Source organism: Aequorivita sp. CIP111184 (genome assembly GCF_900489465.1).
Classification (GTDB): domain Bacteria; phylum Bacteroidota; class Bacteroidia; order Flavobacteriales; family Flavobacteriaceae; genus Aequorivita.
In genome coordinates, this window is the sequence record NZ_UEFQ01000016.1 from 108,113 (window position 1) to 127,046 (window position 18,934).

Below are 18,934 nucleotides of genomic sequence, written 5' to 3' on the forward strand. Positions count from 1 at the left end.
AGATGGCAGAAGTAATAAACATGCCGCGATTAAGCGACACGATGGAAGAAGGAACGGTAGCAACCTGGCTTAAAAAAGTGGGCGACACCGTAAAAGAAGGCGATATTCTTGCCGAAATTGAAACTGACAAAGCCACGATGGAGTTTGAATCTTTCTACGAAGGAACATTGCTTTACATCGGGATAAAGGAAGGTGAAACCGCGCCAGTAGATTCACTTTTGGCAATTATCGGAAAAAAAGATGAAGATATTTCAGATTTGATTGATGGAAAATCTTCAGATTCGAAACCGAAAGAAGACAACTCCAAACAAGAAAATAAATCATCTGATAAAAAGGAGGATAAAACCAAAGCTGAGAACGGGGATGGCGATGACGCTTCCAAAAAAAATTCTGAAGAAAAATCTGAAAGCTCTTCAGATTCAGCTGAACTGCCGGAAGGCGTTGAGGTTATAACTATGCCGCGTTTAAGTGATACCATGACCGACGGAACGGTAGCAACTTGGCTTAAAAAAGAAGGAGACAAAGTAGAGGAAGGCGATATTCTTGCAGAGATTGAAACCGACAAAGCCACCATGGAATTTGAATCGTTCTATTCTGGAACGCTCTTGAAAATTGGAATAGGCGAGGGCGAATCTGCTCCTGTTGATGCCTTACTTGCAATAGTAGGTCCAAAAGGAACAGATATTTCTGGGGTTGCTGAAAATTTTAAAAACGCAGGAAAGTCTTCAGAAAAAAAAGAAAATACTTCTGAAGAAAATACTTCCGAAAAAAATAGAAAGGAAGAAAGCGGAACTTCAAATAAATCTTCTGAAAAAGAAGCACCCAAAAAAGAAATTTCTTCAGATAATAAATCTGAAGGTCAGCAAACTTTAAACGAAGGTCGAATTTTCGCATCTCCATTGGCGAAAAAATTGGCTGAAGATAAAGGGATTAATTTGCGCCAAGTTCACGGAAGTGGGGAAAATGGACGCATCGTAAAAAATGATGTTGAAAATTACCAACCTGCAGCTGGCGGCGGACAAGCATACACTCCCGTAGGAACCGAAAGTTTTGAGGAAGTGAAAAACTCCCAAATGCGTAAAACCATTGCAAAACGTTTGGGCGAATCCAAATTTTCTGCTCCAGAATATTATTTAACTATCGAGTTGGATATGGATCACGCAATCGCAGCTCGTGAAGCGATAAATGCAGATCCGGATGTTAAAATTTCCTTCAATGATATGGTTATAAAAGCTTGTGCTATGGCTTTAAGAAAACATCCACAAGTAAACAGTCAATGGACACCGGAAGCTACAAGAATCGCTAAACATATTCACATCGGGGTCGCGGTTGCCGTTGACGAAGGCTTATTGGTTCCCGTTTTGAAATTTGCAGACCAAATGACCTTTTCACAAATAGGCGGGCAGGTAAAAGAACTTGCGGGCAAAGCCAGAAATAAAAAGATAACTCCACAGGAAATGGAAGGCAGTACATTTACGGTTTCCAATCTTGGAATGTTTGGAATCAAGGAATTTACTTCTATCATAAACCAACCAAATTCCGCAATTTTATCCGTTGGGGCAATCGTTCAAAAACCAGTGGTTAAAAATGGACAAATTGCAGTTGGAAATACAATGACGGTAACTTTGGCTTGCGATCACCGAACAGTTGATGGGGCAACCGGAGCAAAATTCCTGCAAACATTGCGACAGTATATTGAGAATCCTGTGACGATGTTTGTTTAACAAAAATCAATTATTAATTAAAATCCCGATAGCTTCATTTTTGGTGAAACTATCGGGATTTATGTATATTTAAATTATGAAAAACATAATTATTACAGGAACTTCCCGAGGCATCGGTTACGAAATGGCAAAACTTTTTTTCGAAGCAGGGCATAATGTATTAGCGCTTTCTCGGAATTCAAAACCCATTTCAGATTTAAAGCTGAAAAATGTAACGGCTCTCGAATTTGACATTGCAGATGAATCTGAAATCGTTAAACTTTCAGCCTATCTGCAAACATCCATGAAATCTGTAGACGTATTGATAAACAATGCAGGATTCTTGGTCAATAAACCCTTTGCTGAAATCACTGCTGAAGAATTTAAAAGGTCTTATGATGTAAATGTTTTTGGGGTGGCGTCTTTAATGAAAGCGGTGCTTCCCTTAATGGATAAAAGTGGTCATGTAATTAATATCAGCAGTATGGGCGGGGTGCAGGGCAGTGTAAAATTTCCAGGACTGAGCGCTTACAGCAGCAGTAAAGGTGCAATTATCACTTTAACCGAGATACTAGCCGAAGAATACAAGGAAACCGGTCCTTCATTTAACGTTTTGGCTTTGGGCTCTGTGCAAACCGAAATGCTTGAAGAAGCCTTCCCAGGTTTTAAGGCACCACTTTCTGCAACTGAAATGGCGCACTACATAATGGATTTTTCCCTTAGCGGAAATAAATTTTATAACGGAAAAATATTGCAGGTTTCAAGTACTACACCTTAAGTGGTTTCTTTTTCTTTTTAGGTTTCTTCTTCAATTTGTTAAGCCAGATAATCACACCAGTTATGGGAAGACTTGTGGCAATTAAACAAGAAATGAAGTGAATGGTTTTTGAAAACCAACCAAAAATAGTCCCCATATGCAGGATCTGATAGAATTGGCAAGTTGTACATTAAATGGTTTTTCTGAAAAAATTTCTTTTGAAGTAAGTGTTCCGTCGCGATCGATTTTTAGTTCATCTACTGCTGTTTCAAAAAAATCAGTATCGTGATATTTTCGTATACTGAAAATAGGATCTTTAGCTGAAGGAATTTGAAGAGTGGTGGTTCCTTCAAAAGGCAATTCCACTTCTGTAATTTTTAGAATTTTCATAAAACTTACAGTTTCTGAATTGGCATTTGCTTATGAAATAATTTTAGGTCCGCCGCCGCGACCGCCAAAAACTTCCGTTCCCAACACTCTGCTTCCCGCATCCTTATACCATTCAAAAGACCAAAACAAGCCGGTGAGCGACATAATTAGTAAAAAAATTGCGGTGTAAAATCCTAAGGGACACATCTGCAGAGTTTCGTGGATCAGTTTGATTGATATAACTGGTTCTATACGCATTGTAGCCAATCTTGTTGAATACATTGTTTGCTAAAAATTGAAGGCTCCAGTTTCTGTTGAATTTGTATTCCGCTTGAATATTTACCAATGAATACGCTTCCACATCAAATGGTTTTTGATTTGGCTTAATCCCTTGGTGTGTAACAGGCTCTGACGACCGATCGTTGATAGGGTGTTCACCACTATAATAAGCGCCTGCGCCTACTGAAAGTCTTATAATTCAAAAACTATTCAGAATTGTTTTAAATAGTAATTTGCATTATGCTGGAAGCAAAAGATATGCAGGCAATATTTTTTTTGAAAATCACTCAAATCTCCCTGTTTTGTGCAGTAAATTGATTAAGTCTGGTTATTTTTGAAGCTATAAAAAATAGGTAGAAACCTTCGTTTGGGTATTTATGACAGAGATTCTTGAAAAATATATTCCGCAAGCTTCCGTAGCCTCTGCATTTGAACTGATAAAAAATCACAACGTGCATTTAAAAATCGTTAATGAGCGTGTAACAAGGCACGGCGATTACAGAAAAATGCCCAACGGGCATCATCAAATTACAGTAAATACCTCGCTCAATAAATACCGTTTCTTGATCACCCTTATTCACGAAATTGCCCATTTGGAGGCGTTTACAAAATACGGCCGTTTCATAAAACCACATGGTTTGGAATGGAAACGCACCTTTCAACTTTTGATGTTACCTTTTTTGCGTCCCGAGGTTTTTCCAGATCAACTATTGCCTTTATTAGCCCGGCATTTCAAAAACCCGAAAGCTTCAAGTGATACAGACGCTAGTCTTGCATTGGCGCTAAAGCAATTCGACCCCGCAAACGATAAAAACTATATCTTTGAAATACCCTTTGGGGGACATTTCAGATTATACAATGGGAAAATTTTTAAACGCGGAAAACAGCGTGTAAAACGTTTTGAATGTTTAGAAGTTGCCACTGGAAGAACGTATCTTTTCAATCCAAATGCAGAAGTGGAATTTTTGAAGTGAAATGAATCACAAAATACTATAGGGTAGTAAATCCAGCGAAGGTTTATTGTTAAAAGGGCGAAATAAAATTAATATTAATCTGAAGTTGTCGTGGGTCGTGCGTCCCTTTAGTCTTGTGTCAATAAAATTAAAATATGAACAATAATTATTACGCAGTAATTATGGCCGGTGGTATTGGATCGCGATTTTGGCCAATGAGCACACAAGCTTTTCCCAAGCAGTTTCACGATATGCTTGGTACGGGGCAAACGCTGCTGCAAAAAACTTTTTCAAGGCTCAATAAAATTATTCCTGCAGAAAATATATACATACTTACCAATGAAATATATCTGGAGATTACATTGAAGCAATTACCGGAAATTTCTGAAAAACAAGTGGTTTTAGAACCAGCAATGCGCAATACCGCCCCCTGTATTTTACTTTCAGCTTTAAAAATTAAAAAAGAAAACCCGAATGCCCTAATGCTCGTAGCGCCGAGCGACCATTGGATTGAAGATGAAACGGCTTTCGCAAATGATATCCAAGCTTGTTTTGAGGCTGCTCAGAATGAAGATATTTTATTGACATTGGGCATTGAGCCAACATTTCCAAACACAGGATATGGTTATATTGAAAGTGATAAAAACAATATTTCGGAAATTGTAAAGGTGAAACAGTTTCGCGAAAAACCTGATTATGAAACCGCCAAAAAATTTCTTGCCGAAGGAAATTTCCTATGGAATGCGGGAATCTTTATTTGGAGTGCGAAAAGTATCGTCGCTTCGTTTGAAAAATATTTGACTGAAATGAATTCGCTGTTTTCGAAAGGAATGGACGTTTTGAATACTTCCGAAGAAAAATCTTTTATTGAAAAAAATTATATCGATGCAGAGAATATTTCTATAGATTACGGAATTCTTGAGAAAGCCCAGAATGTTTATATAAAAAAGGCCACTTTTGATTGGAACGATTTGGGAACTTGGGGTGCCCTCTACGACAAAATGAATACTGACGACGCTGGCAATTCCATTGTAAATGCAGAAACACTTTTAAAGGATTCAAAAAACAATATGATTTTTACCGCTTCAAAAAAATTGGTTGTTTTGGACGGAATTGAAGATTACATTGTTGTGGATAAGGAAGAGGTTCTGTTATTGTTTCCAAAGAAAAAAGAACAGGAAATAAAAGAACTTTTGAAGGAGGTTTCGGATAAATTTGGAAAAAAATATTTATAGATGGAGAGCACAGAAAATAATAAGGATATAAAGATAACTCCGAATGATGAGGAGTTTGAAAATGTAAAGCTCAACACTTGGGAAAGTATCAAAAAATTCTTCATTGAGCTGTTTGATATTCGAACGGATTCTGATCGTGACGCTACGATTGAAGCCGTTAAAAAAGATATTCCTTTTAAAGGCCACACAGCTTGGATTCTTATTTTCTCCATATTTGTTGCTTCCATCGGACTTAATGTAAGTAGCACAGCGGTAGTTATTGGTGCGATGCTTATTTCTCCATTAATGGGGCCAATAGTGGGTATTGGTTTGTCTGTAGCAATTAATGATGTTGAAACATTACGACGTTCTCTTGTAAACCTCGGGGTGATGGTTTTTTTGAGCGTACTTACCGCGTTTCTCTATTTTAAACTTTCCCCACTAACAGAGGAAACTCCAGAGTTAATCGCTAGAACATATCCAACAATTTTAGATGTTCTGATTGCTATTTTTGGTGGTTTGGGATTAATTGTTGCTAAAACCAAAAGCGGCACTATTGCCAGTGTTATTTTCGGTGTTGCAATTGCAACTGCGTTGATGCCTCCTTTATGTACAGTGGGTTATGGTCTGGCTATTGGAAATGCATCGTATGCTGGTGGTGCGCTTTATCTGTTTTCTATAAATGCAGTTTTCATTGCACTTTCCACTTTTATTGTTTCGAAAATTTTGCAGTTTCCTTTGGTGCGTTATGTCAACAGTAAAAGGCGTAAAAGAACTGCTCAAATAGCTTCCTTAATTGCCATAGCAGTTATGGTGCCGAGTGTTTGGTTGTTTATAAAACTATTGGACCAACAAGTTTTCGAAAATAAAACAAAGGAATTTGTAAATACCGTTATAAAATATGATGGTGCTGAAGTTGTAAAATTTACACAGGATTATAAATCGAGAGATATTGATGTGTATTTAATTGGTCGTCCTGTTCCTCAGGATAAAATAAACGAATGGCTGGACAAACTGGAAAAAACCGACAAGCTTGAAGAAACCCATTTGCGAATCTATCAAGGGGCGGATCAAAGCGGGGAAATATCGGCAAAACTTTCCAGTGAAATAAAAGCGGGAATACTGGAGGATTTATACGTTAAAAACGAACAGCTCATTCAAGATAAAGACGAAAAAATTCGCTTTTTGGAAAATCAGATTGCACTCATAAAGGTTCAAAATGTACCTTTTAAAGAGTTGAGTGAAGAACTGAAGATTAATTACGAAGGCGTTGAGACTTTCAGTTATTCAAACAAGATAACTACAAACTTTCAAAAAACCGATACTTTGCCTGTTATCAATATTCGCTGGAAAAAAGATGTTTCTTCAAAAGAAAAAAGGGACGATCTGAAAAAAATACAGCAATGGCTTAAGTTTAAATTGAAGTTGGACACCCTGCAAGTTTCAGAATATCCATAAAAAAATCCCAGTAGTTTTACTGGGATATACAGTTTTATATTCACCGCGAATTCACAAATAATAAATAATTATTTGTGAATTCTTGGTTTTATAGAGTATCAATTCTTAATAAATTTATAACTGACGGTTTTCTTTTCTACCTGAAGCATTGCTAAATAAGTACCTGTTTTCAAGGAAGAAACGTTTACGGCTCCTTGGTTTGATACTTTTGTACTCAAAACTACTTTTCCGTTAATGTCTATAATTTGTACGGTAGTATTCTCAAGTCCTTTCATTTTAAAATTTAGTATGTCTGAAGTTGGATTTGGATATAATTTTAATTCATCTTTTATATAGTCTGTGATAGCCAATGGATAACTTCCTTCTACGATGATATGGGTCATATTCATATCTGGGTTTTGAATTACATCTACGGTTCCTGAAGGCCATTCAACTATTAAGGTTTGAATAGCTGTACTCGTGCCAATCCCAAAATGGGCCAATAACGAATTCATATGACTAAAACCTTGGCCGGAACGTACTTCACGCATTTGTGTGCCCCAATCGCCAACAATTTTTACCCTAGCACCAATTCCGTTTTTATTGCTTTCAACGCCTTCTAAACCTACTTTTACCCAGTTGTTGGAGTTGCCATCATTTATGTATAGGTTTCCATCGTTAACTACATCTAAAAAGCCATCATTATTAAAATCTCCAATTCCCCCTTCGTCAAAACTTAAGTCTTGGCCAGTAAAGGTCATGTCGCCATTATTTAGGTAAAGCTCTTTTGACATTTCGGAAAAAATATCTACAAAACCATCATTGTTGAAATCGGCAGATTGGTTTTCCCAAGCACCAAGATCGGTTGGGTTTATTCCTGATCCTGCAATAACATCAGTAAACATTCCTGTTCCATCATTTTCCATCAAACGATTTTGGAAATCGTGATTTACAATGAAAGCATCAAAATCGCCATCATTATCAAAGTCCTCAAATACGGTTGACCAGGATTGTGCATTGTCTCGCATTCCAATATCAAGACCATTTTCAGTAAAAGTGCCATCGCCATTATTGGTGTACATCGCATTGTCACGATTTTCATCACCAGGTAGCGCTCCACCACGACATTTGGTTAAATACATATCAATATCGCCATCATTATCGTAATCTACCCAAATGGCGGCGTAATTCCCTGGGCGGTCTAAAGTTACAATTAGCGTTTGGTCCAAAATCATATTTTGGCCTCCACCGTTTCGGTAGGGATGACTAAGATCAACATCGTGACACACAAAAGCATCGAGCAAGCCGTCATTGTTTATATCGGCAAGGGTTGATCTTTGCGAAAAGATATAGTCTGGTTTTGGCACTTCGGTATAGGCGGTTCCATCCGAATTCGCGAATAAAAAAGAAACACGAGAATTGTTTCCAAGAAGAAGGTCATTAAACCCATTGCCATCAATATCACCGGCGGCTACACTCCAGTCAGGAACATTTTGTATTGGCGTTGTAATAAATACAGAATTGAATGTATGGTCTGTAAGCTGATAATCTATTCCGACCCCATTTTCGGAAATACGTACATAATCATCAAGATAATCGCCGTTCATATCAACAGCAACTTCAGAATAGTCTGGGTAATTACCAATAAGGCCGCTTTGATTTGTGAATGTTACTTGGGCAATTAGGGATGCACTAAATAAAATGGTGCATAAGGAAAGTAATTTATTTATCATAATATCAATAATTTGGACTTTAAAAATAAAGCAAAATAATTGATAAATAAGGAGATAGAAGGAAAAAAATTAACCTTCTTTTAACTGGACACCACGTATTTTTTTGAAAAGATCTGAAGAATATACAAAATTGGTTACGTCTTCATTGTCAGTTTTAAAAATTTCTTGATTGTCACCCTGCCAAACCAATTTACCGTTTTTGAGCAAAACAACTTTTTCTCCAATCTCCATCACCGAGTTCATATCGTGGGTTACTACAACTGTTGTAATATCATATTCGTGGGTTATTTCCTGAATGAGGGTATCAATTAATGTTGCGGTTTTTGGATCAAGTCCAGAATTAGGTTCATCACAAAAAAGAAATTTAGGTTTGTTTACAATTGCCCTTGCAATGGAAACCCGCTTTTGCATACCACCAGAAATTTCAGCAGGGAATTTCTTATTTACATTTTCAAGATTTACCCGTTTCAGTACTTCGTTAACGCGAGCCACCATATCTGCTTTTTTCTGTTTGGTGAACATTCGTAATGGAAACATTACATTTTCTTCAATATTCATGGAATCAAACAATGCTCCGCCCTGAAATAGCATTCCAATTTCTTCACGAAGTTTGCGCTGTTCTTCGTCGTCCATATTTTGAATGGCCTTATCTTCGTAATATATTTTCCCCTGGTCTGGTTTAAAAAGCCCGATGAGACATTTGAGCAAAACGGTTTTTCCACTTCCACTTTGACCAATAATAAGGTTCGTTTTTCCTTTGTCAAATTCAGTAGTAATTCCTTTTAGGATTTCTTCATCTCCAAAACTTTTATGTACGTTTTCTACTTTTATCATGTGCTTAAAAGGAGTTGGGTTATAATATAATTTGCAGAGATAATCAACACACTCGTCCATACAAAAGAATTTGTGCTAGCCTTGCCCACTTCTAGCGCGCCACCTTTCATATAAAATCCTTGCCAAGAAGGAACGGTTGCCAAAATGAAGGCAAATACAAACGTTTTAAAGAATGCGTAAAATAGCTGATAGGGTATAAAACTATCCTGTAAGCCCGAAATAAAAGCTGTAGAACTAGAAAAACCTCCATAAACGCCAGCCACCCAGCCTCCTAAAATACCTAGAAACATTGCAATAACAATCACAAAAGGATAGAACATTAATGCAACTATTTTTGGAAAAACCAAGTAGTTTAGCGAATTGATTCCCATAACTTCTAGGGCGTCAATTTGTTCTGTAACCCGCATAGAGCCTATGCTGGAGGTAATAAAAGATCCAACTTTACCCGCCATAATTATTGAAATAAAGGTAGGGGCAAATTCCAATATAACCGATTGCCGTGTGGCAAAACCAATAAGGCTTTTCGGAATTAATGGATTGTTCATATTCAGAGCGGTTTGTATTGCTACAACACCTCCAACAAAGAAGGATATAAAAGCAACAATGCCCAAGGAACTAATAATAAGGTCGTTGATTTCCTTAAAAATGAGGTGTTTTAAAACAGATGTTTTGGTAAAACTACCAAACACCTTTTTAAGCATCAAAAAATAGGAACCAATATCTTGTAAATACTTCATAAAAAAGATAGCTACGGCTAAAGTACTAAAATTAGCGCAAGGTTTTTTTAAAAAGCTTTTTTTAGCTTTTATTTACCAAAAAGAGTCATCATTTTATGATAAATCTCGGTGCTTTCAAAAATTCCATTGAAAAAGGAAGCGCCAGGTCCTTCTGCAAAAACAGGAACCATCGTGCCTGAATGTCCGGGGGTAGAAAAACTAGGCTTAATTTTGTTGTAATCGTTACCATCTGAAGAAAGGGTATACCCACCCGTTTCGTGATCTGCAGTAACTATTACGAGCGTTTCGCCATTTTGTTTTGCAAAATCTAAAGCCACGCCCAAGGTTTTATCAAAATCCAAGAGTTCTTGAATCAGGTAATCGGCATCATTATTATGACCGCCCCAGTCTATTTGGCTTCCTTCAACCATTAGAAAAAACCCTTTTTCGTTTTTTGATAGTTTTTCCAAAGCTAGCTTTGTTGCATTTGGAAGAAAATCGCCGCGACCTTCGCTCATTTTTGGCATTCCATCATCTGCAAGCAGAATGATTTCATTGTTTTCACTTGGGGTGTTAGGAAGTTTGTCTGTAATTATATCATATCCTTTGGCTTTCATTTCTGCCAAAAGATCCTTTCCGTCTTTTCTGTTATTGAAAAATTTCAATCCTCCACCCGCAAAAAAGTTCACTCCGCTATTTGGGGCAAAAGTTGTAATATCTTCATAAAGACTTCTAGATTTTACATGCGCATAAAAACTTGCCGGCGTGGCGTGTTGAAGTGAAGATGTTGCAATAATCCCCGTAGCCAAGCCTCTTTTTGATAATTGCTCTACAATAGTTGGAAGGGGAATGGTGTCCATATTAACCGCAATGGCACCATTATAAGTTTTTTCGCCAGTAGAGAAAACGGTGGCTCCAGCAGCAGAATCAGTAATCAAATCGCTAGCGGAAGAAGTTTTGCTCAAACCAATAGTATGAAACCGTTCAAAGTTTGGTTTACCATCTTTGTAATAAATAGCTGTAGAAACTTGGCTAAGGCCCATTCCATCACCAATTAAAAGAATTATATTTTTAGGTTTTTTTACTTCGGAAGGAGCTGTGGAAATCGTATTTTCTTTAACTTGAACAGAAACACAGGAAGTTGAAATGAGTGAAAAGGAAAAAAGAAGAATGGGGAAGAAAAACTTGATTTTCATTGTAAAATTTTATTTGCAAAAATAAAGAACCTATATGCTTTTAAGTGTTAAGAAGACGTTGTGATTTAGGATTAAGTTCACAAAAAAAATTAATTTCAAATTATCCAACGCCAATTTTCTTTTTAATATTTTGCCACCGCAGTTTTCTTATGAATTTTCCTTCGCTTTCAGAAACTATAAAATCAATCTTTTCTTTTTTCGCTTTTGAATATCCTTTCAATGAATCCATAAAAAATTGAAGACTATTTTTCTTAGAAGAGAGTTTGGCGGAAGCAATTGTTGTGAGCCAAAAACCATAACGCATTTTGTAAAAAGCCTCGCCGTATCTGTATCGCGCAGCTTTCGCATAAAATTTCCCCGTGGGTTTTAAATGCTTTACATGAAGAGAATTATCTGTTATTATTTTCCAACCATGATATTGGGCGAGGGTTTCATCAACTGTGTCCCATCCTATTGCATTTTTTAAGCCATTTATTTGTTCAAAACATTTTTTTCTATATGCTTTTAAGGCTCCTCGAATGTGGTCTTTATTTGTAAGATTCTCCAAAATGTATTCCCCATCTTTTTCTATGTAGCAAAACCCTCCCACCATTCCCACAGAAGGATCATCTTGAAAAATTGCATCAATTTTTTCTAAATAGTTCTTCGGAAAAATTAAGTCGGCATCGTATTTACATATAATGTCGAAATTAGTATCGAGCTTCTCAAAACCATTGTAAAAAGCATTTATAACTTTGCTTCCGGGCTCATGCATTGCCTTCGAAATGTGAAGAACACCTTCAATAAAAGAGTATTTTTCTGAAAACTGATCAATTATTTTTTGTGTGCCATCTGTTGAGGCATCGTTTACAACAATTATTTTTTTGGGAAGAAAGGTTTGTTCCACCAAAGACTGCAAAGTTTTTGAAAGATAAGTTTCTTCGTTATGAGCTGGAATGACTATGTAGATATTCAAAGGAAAACTTGATTTAAATAAAAGTTTCTGCTTTTCGGTTTGGTCCACTAGGTTCAATTATGATTTAGTTAAATGGAAAAGATATTGTTTTTTAGGGACACCGAATCTTATTCTCCCCATTTCATTAAAATAATCTGAGGAGCTTACGGTTTTAACCTTAAATCCTGCATCTATAAAGCGATTTTCAATATCTGTCCCGTAATATCTAACATGGTCCCATTGCCCAAAATGTTGCTTACGCTCTTTAGGAGTCGTGATTGAATTATCTTCATAAGTAGGAGCATCATTTTCTAAAATGGGCACACTGATAATGGCCGTTCCATCTTTTTTTAAAACTTTGAATAAATTGGCAATTGCAACTTTATCATCTGTTATATGTTCTAAAACATGGTTGCATATAATAAAATCATATTGTTCCGCCAGTAGTCCGGTATTTAATAAATCAAAGTCTTTGGTTAAGGAAAGATAATCGTAACCTGGCTCAAATTTATCTACGGGGAAATATTGAATATTTTTTTTCTCTTTTAATTTTTCATAGAAACAATATTCTGGTGAAATATGTAATAGTTTTATTCCTTCTTCTGTAAATAATTTGGTGCGGGAAGCGATATAATGCCAAATAAATCTATGGCGCTCTCTTGCACCTAAATCAAGCGAAAGCAATAATTTTCCATCTTTTATGAATGTTCTGTATTTTTTATCATTTACCGGACAAAAGTATTTCTTATTAAACTTTAACCCGACCACAACTTGTGTGAAATATAATAACCAACGCCTTAATTTTCTCAGAATAAACCTCCATTTTTTTGGGGTATATTTCTTAATAATGGAAACAAATTTTCTATACATTTATTAATACGTTACTGAATGCATTTTATGAAGTGCTGTTTTTAATTTCTTCCCGAAATATGCATATTTAAAAAAAGTATGTGTTATAATCTTGTAGCATAAACCAAATAATAGCGTGGCGTAATCCTTCTGAGAATAGGTCGAATTCCCATCTTTTTTACTGGATTTGTAAATTTTTCACTTTTCACAATCCGCCAGCCTGCTTTTTCGAGTAGCCAATCAAATTGCCAATCCTCAAATTCGTGATAATGGCGATCCCATTTGTCTGTTTTGCTTCGATACGCTGAAGCAAACCATAATTTTAATGGAATGGAAGCGACCAATTTTTTGGCTCGAATATCATTCAAAACATTGAAGGGCGAAACCAAATGCTCAAAGATTTCAAAGGCGGTAACCACATCAAAATCCTCAGTTTTTACAACGTCGGTTTCAAGATCAAGATCTTCGCCTTTTGTATTAGTAACTTTATAGCCTTCTTTAATAATTATTTCAGAAAAAGGATTGGTAACGCCTAGATCGAGAATTTTTTCATCTTTGGAAATGACGTCGTTTAGAAAACTTAGGGTGTGCTTGTATCTTTTTTTCGGAAACTTGCCTTCGTACATATTTTTAATTCAGAATTCAGAATTTACAATTCTGAATTAATTTAAACCCTATAAACTATCGAATTAATATTCATGCCTGCGCCAACGCTTGCAAAAATAACCACATCACCTTTTTGGATGGAATGACCTTTTAACTCGCCATTCAATACCAAATCATAAAGTGTTGGAACAGTTGCCACACTACTATTTCCCAGTTTGTCAATGCTCATTGGCATAATATTTTCAGGAGCAGACTTGCCGTAAAGTTTATAAAAACGGTTGACGATAGCTTCATCCATTTTTTCGTTTGCTTGGTGGATAAATATTTTTTTCACTTCATCAATGCCTACCTCGCTTTTATCCAAGCATGTTTTCATCGCGTCCGGCACATTATTTAAAGCAAATTCATAAATCTTTCTACCGTACATTTTTATATAGCGACGATTGTCTTTAATCTCTAAATTGTTGCTTTCGCCAAAAAAGATGAAATGTGCTTCTTCAAAAGCATAGGTCGCACTAAAATGATTGAGAATGCCTCCATCTTCATCACTTACTTCAACCACAGCTGCGCCAGCGCCATCGCTATAAATCATAGAATCACGATCGTGCGGATCAACCACTCGCGAAAGAGCTTCTGCGCCAATCACCAAGCATTTTTTTGCCATTCCTGCTTTTATAAAAGCATAGGCTTGGATCATTCCCTCAATCCATCCTGGACAGCCAAAAAGCACATCATAACCCACACAGGTAGGATTTTGAATCTTTAGGTTGTGTTTAACACGGGTGGCAATACTGGGTACGGTATCACTTTGTACGGAACCGTCTTTTACATCACCGTAATTATGGGCAACAATAATATAATTTAACTCTTCTTTATTGATTCCAGAATTTTTAATAGCGTTTTCTGCTGCAAAAGAAGCTATATCTGAAGTAGCTAGTGTTTTTGGAATATACCGCCTTTCGTGAATGCCGGTAATAGCCTTAAACTTTTCAATAATAACCTCGTTTTCGTTGCCAAAACGGGTTCCATCTTCATTGTAAAAATGATGCTTGCCGAAGTGTTCGTTCTTTGCAATTTCACTCGGAATATAACTGCCTATACCGGTTATTTTGACATTCATGTTTTGAAAAATTTTATTAAAAATAAACAAAAGAGTTATTCTAATGACTCATAAAACACACAAATAATTTCTTTTTGAACTATTCTGAAATTAATTATTGTCTTTTTGATTTATTGCTATTTTTTCCTTTTTATTTTAGGATTTTCATAATTTTTAAAATCCTCATCATTTAAAAAACATTAAGCTTCCATGTAAGCTTCAATCGGATTGCAGGTGCAAATAAGGTTTCTGTCTCCATATGCATCGTCCACTCTTCTAATTGAAGGCCAGAATTTATTGTCTGAAATATATTCCATTGGAAATGCCGCCTTTTGTCTGCTATAAGGAAAATTCCAAGAATCTGCGGTCAACATTTGCAATGTGTGTGGCGAATTTTTCAAAACATTGTTTGGCTCATCTTTATCGGCATCTTCAATTTCTTTTCTTATAGAAATCATCGCGTCACAAAATTGGTCCAAAGACATCTTGCTTTCACTTTCCGTAGGTTCAATCATCAGCGTTCCTGCAATTGGAAAAGAAACCGTTGGCGCGTGGAAACCGTAGTCCATCAATCGTTTTGCGATGTCTGTTACTTCAATTCCTTTCACTTTAAACGGTCGGCAATCCACGATCATTTCATGTGCTGCCCTGCCGCGTTCGCCTGCGTAAAGCACTTCGTAATGGCCGTTCAATCTTTCTTTGATGTAATTGGCGTTCAGAATTGCAAATTGTGTTGCTTTCTTTAGGCCGTTAACGCCAAGCATACAGATATAGGCATAACTTATAAGACAAACCAATGAGCTCCCGTAAGGTGCCCCTGAAACTGCTGTAATAGCTTTTTCACCACCTGTATGAATTACTGGGTTTGAAGGCAAAAATGGAACCAACTGTTTTGCAACACAAATTGGGCCAACCCCCGGTCCACCACCTCCGTGAGGAATGGCGAAAGTTTTGTGAAGGTTCAAGTGGCAAACATCAGCGCCAATTGCTCCAGGATTGGTTAATCCAACCTGTGCATTCATGTTTGCGCCATCCATATAGACTTGGCCTCCATTTTCGTGAATGATACTGGTAATTTCACGAATTGCTGATTCATATACTCCGTGTGTTGATGGATAAGTAACCATCAAGCACGAAAGATTGTCTTTGTATTTTATTGCTTTTTCACGTAAATCATCTACATCAATGTTTCCTTCATCGTTAGCTTTGGTAACCACAACTTGCATTCCAGCCATAACGGCACTTGCAGGGTTTGTTCCGTGTGCTGAAGAAGGGATCAAACAAATATTTCTGTGGTTTTCACCGCGTGATTCGTGATAGGCGCGGATAACCATTAAACCGGCGTATTCACCTTGCGCACCACTGTTTGGTTGAAGTGAAGTTCCAGCGAATCCAGTAATTTCAGTAAGTTGTTTTTCAAGTTTCTTCAAAACAATTTGATAGCCTTCAGCTTGTTCCACCGGAACGAACGGATGCACATTGCCCCACATTGGATCGCTCAAAGGAAGCATCTCCGCAGCAGCATTCAATTTCATCGTGCAAGAACCTAACGAAATCATGGAATGGTTCAACGAAAGATCTTTACGCTCTAATTTTTTGATATAGCGCATCAAATCGGTTTCACTGTGGTATTTATTGAAAACTTCTTGTTGTAAAAATTCCGTTTTACGGGCAACTTCTTTTGGAATTTTATTGCCAGTTTCCAGTTCAGCAATCTTTTGAAAATCTTTTTTAATTGCTTCGGAAAAGATGGCGACTATTTTATTCAGATCTTTTACGGTAGTAGTTTCGTTTATTGATATGGAAACTGTTTCGGCATTTGGATAGTAGAAATTTACTTCTTTCGCTTCCGCCAAAAACTTGATTTTAGTAGCATCAGCCTTTATTGCTATGGTGTCAAAAAAGGTTTCGTTTATCTGCTCAAAGCCCAATTTTTCCAAAGCATTTGCAAGGGTTACAGCGCCGTTGTGTACTTTTCTAGCAATATATTTTAATCCTTCAGGACCGTGATAAACAGCGTACATACCAGCCATGACCGCTAATAAAACCTGAGCGGTACAAATGTTTGAAGTGGCTTTGTCGCGCTTAATGTGCTGTTCTCTTGTTTGAAGCGCCATTCGCAAAGCACGATTGCCGTCGGTATCTTTTGTAACTCCGATGATACGTCCTGGAATGCTTCGTTTATATTCGTCTTTTGTGGCGAAGAAAGCGGCGTGCGGTCCTCCATAACCCAATGGAATTCCAAAACGCTGCGTAGTCCCTACAACTACATCAACCCCAAATTGACCTGGAGATTCAAGCATTACAAGGCTCAAAATGTCTGCGGCAACTGCAACCTTTATTTGGTTCTCGTTCGCTTTTTCAATGAAACCTTTATAGTTGTAAACTTTACCAGTTCTGCTTGGGTATTGAACTATCGCTCCAAAGAATCCTTCTGAAAAGTCAAACTCTTCGTGATTGCCCACAACCAATTCGATTCCCAAAGGAATTGAACGTGTTTCAAGAACTGAAAGAGTTTGAGGCAACACTTCGTCTGAAACAAAAAATTTAGTTGCGTTATTTTTTTTCTTTTCCTTTTCGCGTACGTTGTATAAAAGAGCCATTGCTTCTGCTGCAGCGGTTGATTCGTCCAAAAGGGAAGCATTTGCAAGCTCCATTCCAGTTAAATCGCTTATCACAGTTTGAAAATTGAGCAATGCTTCAAGTCTGCCTTGAGCAATCTCTGCTTGATAAGGTGTGTAGGCAGTATACCATCCCGGAGTTTCAAGAATATTTCTTTGGATTACGGGAGGCGTAATGGACTGATGATAGCCCAAGCCAATGTATGTTTTAAAAAGCTTATTTTTTGTGGAAAGTTCGGTAATGTGCTCAAGATATTCCTGCTCACTCATTGCCGTATCCAGATCGAGTGCTTTTTTCAGCAGAATATCGTCTGGAACGGTTTCATAAATAAGTTGGTCAAGAGAGCTTGCGCCAATGGTTTTAAGCATTTCAGGAAGGTCATTTTCCCGGGGACCGATATGCCTTAAAGCAAAAGAATCTGTATTCATTAATTTGCGGTTGAAATTTAGGTGGCAAAATTACAATATTTAACCTAAAATAGTTCGCTTTTAAGTGCCTGATAAATTAAATTTTTCAACTAAATATTGAGGTTATCAACACTTTAATTATTTTTGGTATTATGAAGGTTTTAAGAGGGGTATTTGCTTTTTATATAAATAGTAGTATTCACGTTGCTTTGGCCGTGTTAGCCTTTTTGGCAATTACAGTTATGGAATACAATTTAACGATCCCCATTGAACTATGGGCATTCGTTTTTCTCGGGGCTTTAACGGGGTATAATTTTGTGAAATATGCCAAAGTTGCGGGTTTGCACCATCGACGCCTGACTAATTCCTTAAAAACCATTCAGGTTTTTTCTGCATTGTGTTTCGTTTTATTGGGGATAATTGCTTTTCAACTTTCCATTACTACTCTTTTGGCTGCAGCAGGTTTTGGATTGACAACTTTTTTTTATGCAGTTCCTTTTATAAAAAGTAAAAATTTAAGAAGACTTTCCGGTGTAAAGATTTTTGTGGTGGCTTTTGTTTGGGCTGGTGTTACGGTAATCGTTCCTGTAGTTGCTTCTGAAGTTTGTTTTTCTGGGGATTTAATGCTTACTTTTTTGCAACGTGTTTTAATAGTTATCGCCCTTATTCTGCCTTTTGAAATTCGCGATGTACCATATGATGCGCAAAATCTAAATACCGTGCCGCATAAAGTGGGTGTTAAAGCCACTAAACTGATTGGAGAAGGGGTGTTGTTGCTCTGTTTGGTTTTCGAATTTTTTAAGGAAGACTATCAAGTTTCTTATATTATAAGCTTGTTGTCTTTTTGTGTGGTGTTGGGGTGGCTTATTGTTGTTTCAAAAACCCAGCAGTCACGTTATTTTGCTTCCTTTTGGGTAGAAGGGCTCCCTATATTTTGGTTAGCGCTTTTCATTCTTTTTGAAAATCTTTAGGATTGTGGACTGTTATCTATTTCTTGCCGAAGTCTAGTTTTCAATTGCTGCTTTTCTTCAGGTCGAAGCGTTTTGATGTTGGCAGATTTTATAGTCTTGGTTAGCTTGCTGTTTCGTTTTGCATGGCCACGGCACAGTTTACACATAAGTATGTGCAACTTCAGCATCAACTTTTCGAGGAAGCTGGCTTCGTTATATTGACTTTTGTCGCACACGTGCACAGCTTTATCACACTCTAAAAAAAACTTCATATAT

The 18,934-nt window shown here is 37.0% G+C and carries 19 protein-coding genes; 6 read left to right on the forward strand and 13 right to left on the reverse strand.

Going from position 1 to position 18,934, the window contains the following annotated elements:
* Window positions 1–2: 2 nt before the first annotated feature.
* Together AEQU1_RS06335 and AEQU1_RS06340 are read left to right on the forward strand one after the other, a co-directional pair.
* A complete protein-coding gene (locus tag AEQU1_RS06335) occupies window positions 3–1,724 on the forward strand; it encodes a pyruvate dehydrogenase complex dihydrolipoamide acetyltransferase (protein WP_111879712.1) in 1,722 nt (573 codons plus the stop codon).
* Between the two features lie 76 nt (window positions 1,725–1,800).
* Window positions 1,801–2,481, forward strand: coding sequence for an SDR family oxidoreductase (locus AEQU1_RS06340; protein WP_111879714.1), 681 nt, complete (start codon window positions 1,801–1,803; stop codon window positions 2,479–2,481).
* On the opposite strand, the gene AEQU1_RS06345 is transcribed toward AEQU1_RS06340, so the two are convergent.
* The 3 genes from AEQU1_RS06345 to AEQU1_RS16430 are packed head-to-tail and all read right to left on the reverse strand — an operon-like array spanning window position 2,471 to window position 3,111.
* The gene (locus AEQU1_RS06345) at window positions 2,471–2,617 is read right to left on the reverse strand and encodes a PepSY domain-containing protein (protein WP_111879715.1); all 147 of its coding nucleotides are present in this window, start codon (window positions 2,615–2,617) and stop codon (window positions 2,471–2,473) included. The genes AEQU1_RS06340 and AEQU1_RS06345 overlap by 11 nt on opposite strands.
* Window positions 2,563–2,850, reverse strand: coding sequence for a hypothetical protein (locus AEQU1_RS06350; protein WP_111879717.1), 288 nt, complete (start codon window positions 2,848–2,850; stop codon window positions 2,563–2,565). The genes AEQU1_RS06345 and AEQU1_RS06350 overlap by 55 nt, the downstream gene beginning before the upstream one ends.
* Window positions 2,851–2,880: 30 nt before the next feature.
* Complete coding sequence (locus tag AEQU1_RS16430) at window positions 2,881–3,111, reverse strand: PepSY domain-containing protein (protein ID WP_146743724.1); 231 nt, start codon at window positions 3,109–3,111, stop codon at window positions 2,881–2,883.
* A gap of 374 nt (window positions 3,112–3,485) precedes the next feature.
* Between AEQU1_RS16430 and AEQU1_RS06360 the strand changes: the two genes are divergently transcribed.
* From AEQU1_RS06360 to AEQU1_RS06370, 3 genes are all read left to right on the forward strand, one after another.
* Window positions 3,486–4,082, forward strand: a complete 597-nt coding sequence (locus tag AEQU1_RS06360; RefSeq protein ID WP_111879719.1) for a SprT-like domain-containing protein — start codon at window positions 3,486–3,488, stop codon at window positions 4,080–4,082.
* Between the two features lie 134 nt (window positions 4,083–4,216).
* Window positions 4,217–5,296 (forward strand): mannose-1-phosphate guanylyltransferase, encoded by a 1,080-nt coding sequence (locus AEQU1_RS06365; protein ID WP_111879720.1) that lies wholly within the window; start codon window positions 4,217–4,219, stop codon window positions 5,294–5,296.
* A complete protein-coding gene (locus AEQU1_RS06370; protein ID WP_111879722.1) occupies window positions 5,297–6,733 on the forward strand; it encodes a DUF389 domain-containing protein in 1,437 nt (478 codons plus the stop codon).
* A gap of 98 nt (window positions 6,734–6,831) precedes the next feature.
* On the opposite strand, the gene AEQU1_RS06375 is transcribed toward AEQU1_RS06370, so the two are convergent.
* The 9 genes from AEQU1_RS06375 to gcvP form a co-directional block, all read right to left on the reverse strand.
* Entirely contained in the window at window positions 6,832–8,445 is a 1,614-nt protein-coding gene (locus AEQU1_RS06375) for an FG-GAP-like repeat-containing protein (RefSeq protein WP_111879723.1), read from the reverse strand.
* A gap of 69 nt (window positions 8,446–8,514) precedes the next feature.
* Complete coding sequence (locus tag AEQU1_RS06380; RefSeq protein ID WP_111879725.1) at window positions 8,515–9,279, reverse strand: ABC transporter ATP-binding protein; 765 nt, start codon at window positions 9,277–9,279, stop codon at window positions 8,515–8,517.
* Window positions 9,276–10,016: an ABC transporter permease gene (locus AEQU1_RS06385; RefSeq protein WP_111879727.1), complete on the reverse strand. Its 741-nt coding sequence runs from the start codon at window positions 10,014–10,016 to the stop codon at window positions 9,276–9,278. Before AEQU1_RS06385 ends, AEQU1_RS06380 begins: the two co-directional genes overlap by 4 nt.
* Before the next feature lie 68 nt (window positions 10,017–10,084).
* Complete coding sequence (locus AEQU1_RS06390; protein WP_111879728.1) at window positions 10,085–11,191, reverse strand: alkaline phosphatase; 1,107 nt, start codon at window positions 11,189–11,191, stop codon at window positions 10,085–10,087.
* Between the two features lie 100 nt (window positions 11,192–11,291).
* Window positions 11,292–12,146 (reverse strand): glycosyltransferase family 2 protein, encoded by an 855-nt coding sequence (locus AEQU1_RS06395; protein ID WP_111880010.1) that lies wholly within the window; start codon window positions 12,144–12,146, stop codon window positions 11,292–11,294.
* Window positions 12,147–12,203: 57 nt separating this feature from the next.
* Window positions 12,204–12,995 (reverse strand): methyltransferase domain-containing protein, encoded by a 792-nt coding sequence (locus AEQU1_RS06400; RefSeq protein ID WP_111879730.1) that lies wholly within the window; start codon window positions 12,993–12,995, stop codon window positions 12,204–12,206.
* Between the two features lie 83 nt (window positions 12,996–13,078).
* A complete protein-coding gene (locus AEQU1_RS06405; protein WP_111879732.1) occupies window positions 13,079–13,600 on the reverse strand; it encodes a methyltransferase in 522 nt (173 codons plus the stop codon).
* Window positions 13,601–13,641: 41 nt separating this feature from the next.
* Window positions 13,642–14,700, reverse strand: coding sequence for a 3-oxoacyl-ACP synthase III family protein (locus AEQU1_RS06410; RefSeq protein ID WP_111880012.1), 1,059 nt, complete (start codon window positions 14,698–14,700; stop codon window positions 13,642–13,644).
* 179 nt (window positions 14,701–14,879) lie between these two features.
* Window positions 14,880–17,729 (reverse strand): aminomethyl-transferring glycine dehydrogenase, encoded by a 2,850-nt coding sequence (gene gcvP, locus AEQU1_RS06415; RefSeq protein ID WP_111879733.1) that lies wholly within the window; start codon window positions 17,727–17,729, stop codon window positions 14,880–14,882.
* Between the two features lie 131 nt (window positions 17,730–17,860).
* Between gcvP and AEQU1_RS06420 the strand changes: the two genes are divergently transcribed.
* Complete coding sequence (locus AEQU1_RS06420) at window positions 17,861–18,679, forward strand: hypothetical protein (RefSeq protein ID WP_111879735.1); 819 nt, start codon at window positions 17,861–17,863, stop codon at window positions 18,677–18,679.
* Here the strand turns inward: AEQU1_RS06420 and AEQU1_RS06425 are convergent.
* Window positions 18,676–18,930 carry a hypothetical protein gene (locus tag AEQU1_RS06425; RefSeq protein ID WP_111879737.1) on the reverse strand — a complete coding sequence of 85 codons (255 nt, stop codon included), beginning with the start codon at window positions 18,928–18,930 and terminating at the stop codon, window positions 18,676–18,678. The two genes, AEQU1_RS06420 and AEQU1_RS06425, sit on opposite strands and share 4 nt — an antisense overlap.
* Between the last annotated feature and the right edge of the window lie 4 nt (window positions 18,931–18,934).

Excerpts from the sequence above, each read along its gene's own strand:
- AEQU1_RS06380 (WP_111879725.1), bottom strand. The coding sequence starts at position 9,279 with ATGATAAAAGTAGAAAACGTACATAAAAGTTTTGGAGATGAAGAAATC.
- gcvP (WP_111879733.1), bottom strand. The coding sequence starts at position 17,729 with ATGAATACAGATTCTTTTGCTTTAAGGCATATCGGTCCCCGGGAAAAT.
- AEQU1_RS06385 (WP_111879727.1), bottom strand. The coding sequence starts at position 10,016 with ATGAAGTATTTACAAGATATTGGTTCCTATTTTTTGATGCTTAAAAAG.
- AEQU1_RS06405 (WP_111879732.1), bottom strand. The coding sequence starts at position 13,600 with ATGTACGAAGGCAAGTTTCCGAAAAAAAGATACAAGCACACCCTAAGT.
- AEQU1_RS06340 (WP_111879714.1), top strand. The coding sequence starts at position 1,801 with ATGAAAAACATAATTATTACAGGAACTTCCCGAGGCATCGGTTACGAA.
- AEQU1_RS16430 (WP_146743724.1), bottom strand. The coding sequence starts at position 3,111 with ATGTATTCAACAAGATTGGCTACAATGCGTATAGAACCAGTTATATCA.
- AEQU1_RS06390 (WP_111879728.1), bottom strand. The coding sequence starts at position 11,191 with ATGAAAATCAAGTTTTTCTTCCCCATTCTTCTTTTTTCCTTTTCACTC.
- AEQU1_RS06350 (WP_111879717.1), bottom strand. The coding sequence starts at position 2,850 with ATGAAAATTCTAAAAATTACAGAAGTGGAATTGCCTTTTGAAGGAACC.
- AEQU1_RS06375 (WP_111879723.1), bottom strand. The coding sequence starts at position 8,445 with ATGATAAATAAATTACTTTCCTTATGCACCATTTTATTTAGTGCATCC.
- AEQU1_RS06335 (WP_111879712.1), top strand. The coding sequence starts at position 3 with ATGGCAGAAGTAATAAACATGCCGCGATTAAGCGACACGATGGAAGAA.
- AEQU1_RS06365 (WP_111879720.1), top strand. The coding sequence starts at position 4,217 with ATGAACAATAATTATTACGCAGTAATTATGGCCGGTGGTATTGGATCG.
- AEQU1_RS06420 (WP_111879735.1), top strand. The coding sequence starts at position 17,861 with ATGAAGGTTTTAAGAGGGGTATTTGCTTTTTATATAAATAGTAGTATT.
- AEQU1_RS06400 (WP_111879730.1), bottom strand. The coding sequence starts at position 12,995 with ATGTATAGAAAATTTGTTTCCATTATTAAGAAATATACCCCAAAAAAA.
- AEQU1_RS06345 (WP_111879715.1), bottom strand. The coding sequence starts at position 2,617 with ATGGGGACTATTTTTGGTTGGTTTTCAAAAACCATTCACTTCATTTCT.
- AEQU1_RS06410 (WP_111880012.1), bottom strand. The coding sequence starts at position 14,700 with ATGAATGTCAAAATAACCGGTATAGGCAGTTATATTCCGAGTGAAATT.
- AEQU1_RS06360 (WP_111879719.1), top strand. The coding sequence starts at position 3,486 with ATGACAGAGATTCTTGAAAAATATATTCCGCAAGCTTCCGTAGCCTCT.
- AEQU1_RS06425 (WP_111879737.1), bottom strand. The coding sequence starts at position 18,930 with ATGAAGTTTTTTTTAGAGTGTGATAAAGCTGTGCACGTGTGCGACAAA.
- AEQU1_RS06370 (WP_111879722.1), top strand. The coding sequence starts at position 5,297 with ATGGAGAGCACAGAAAATAATAAGGATATAAAGATAACTCCGAATGAT.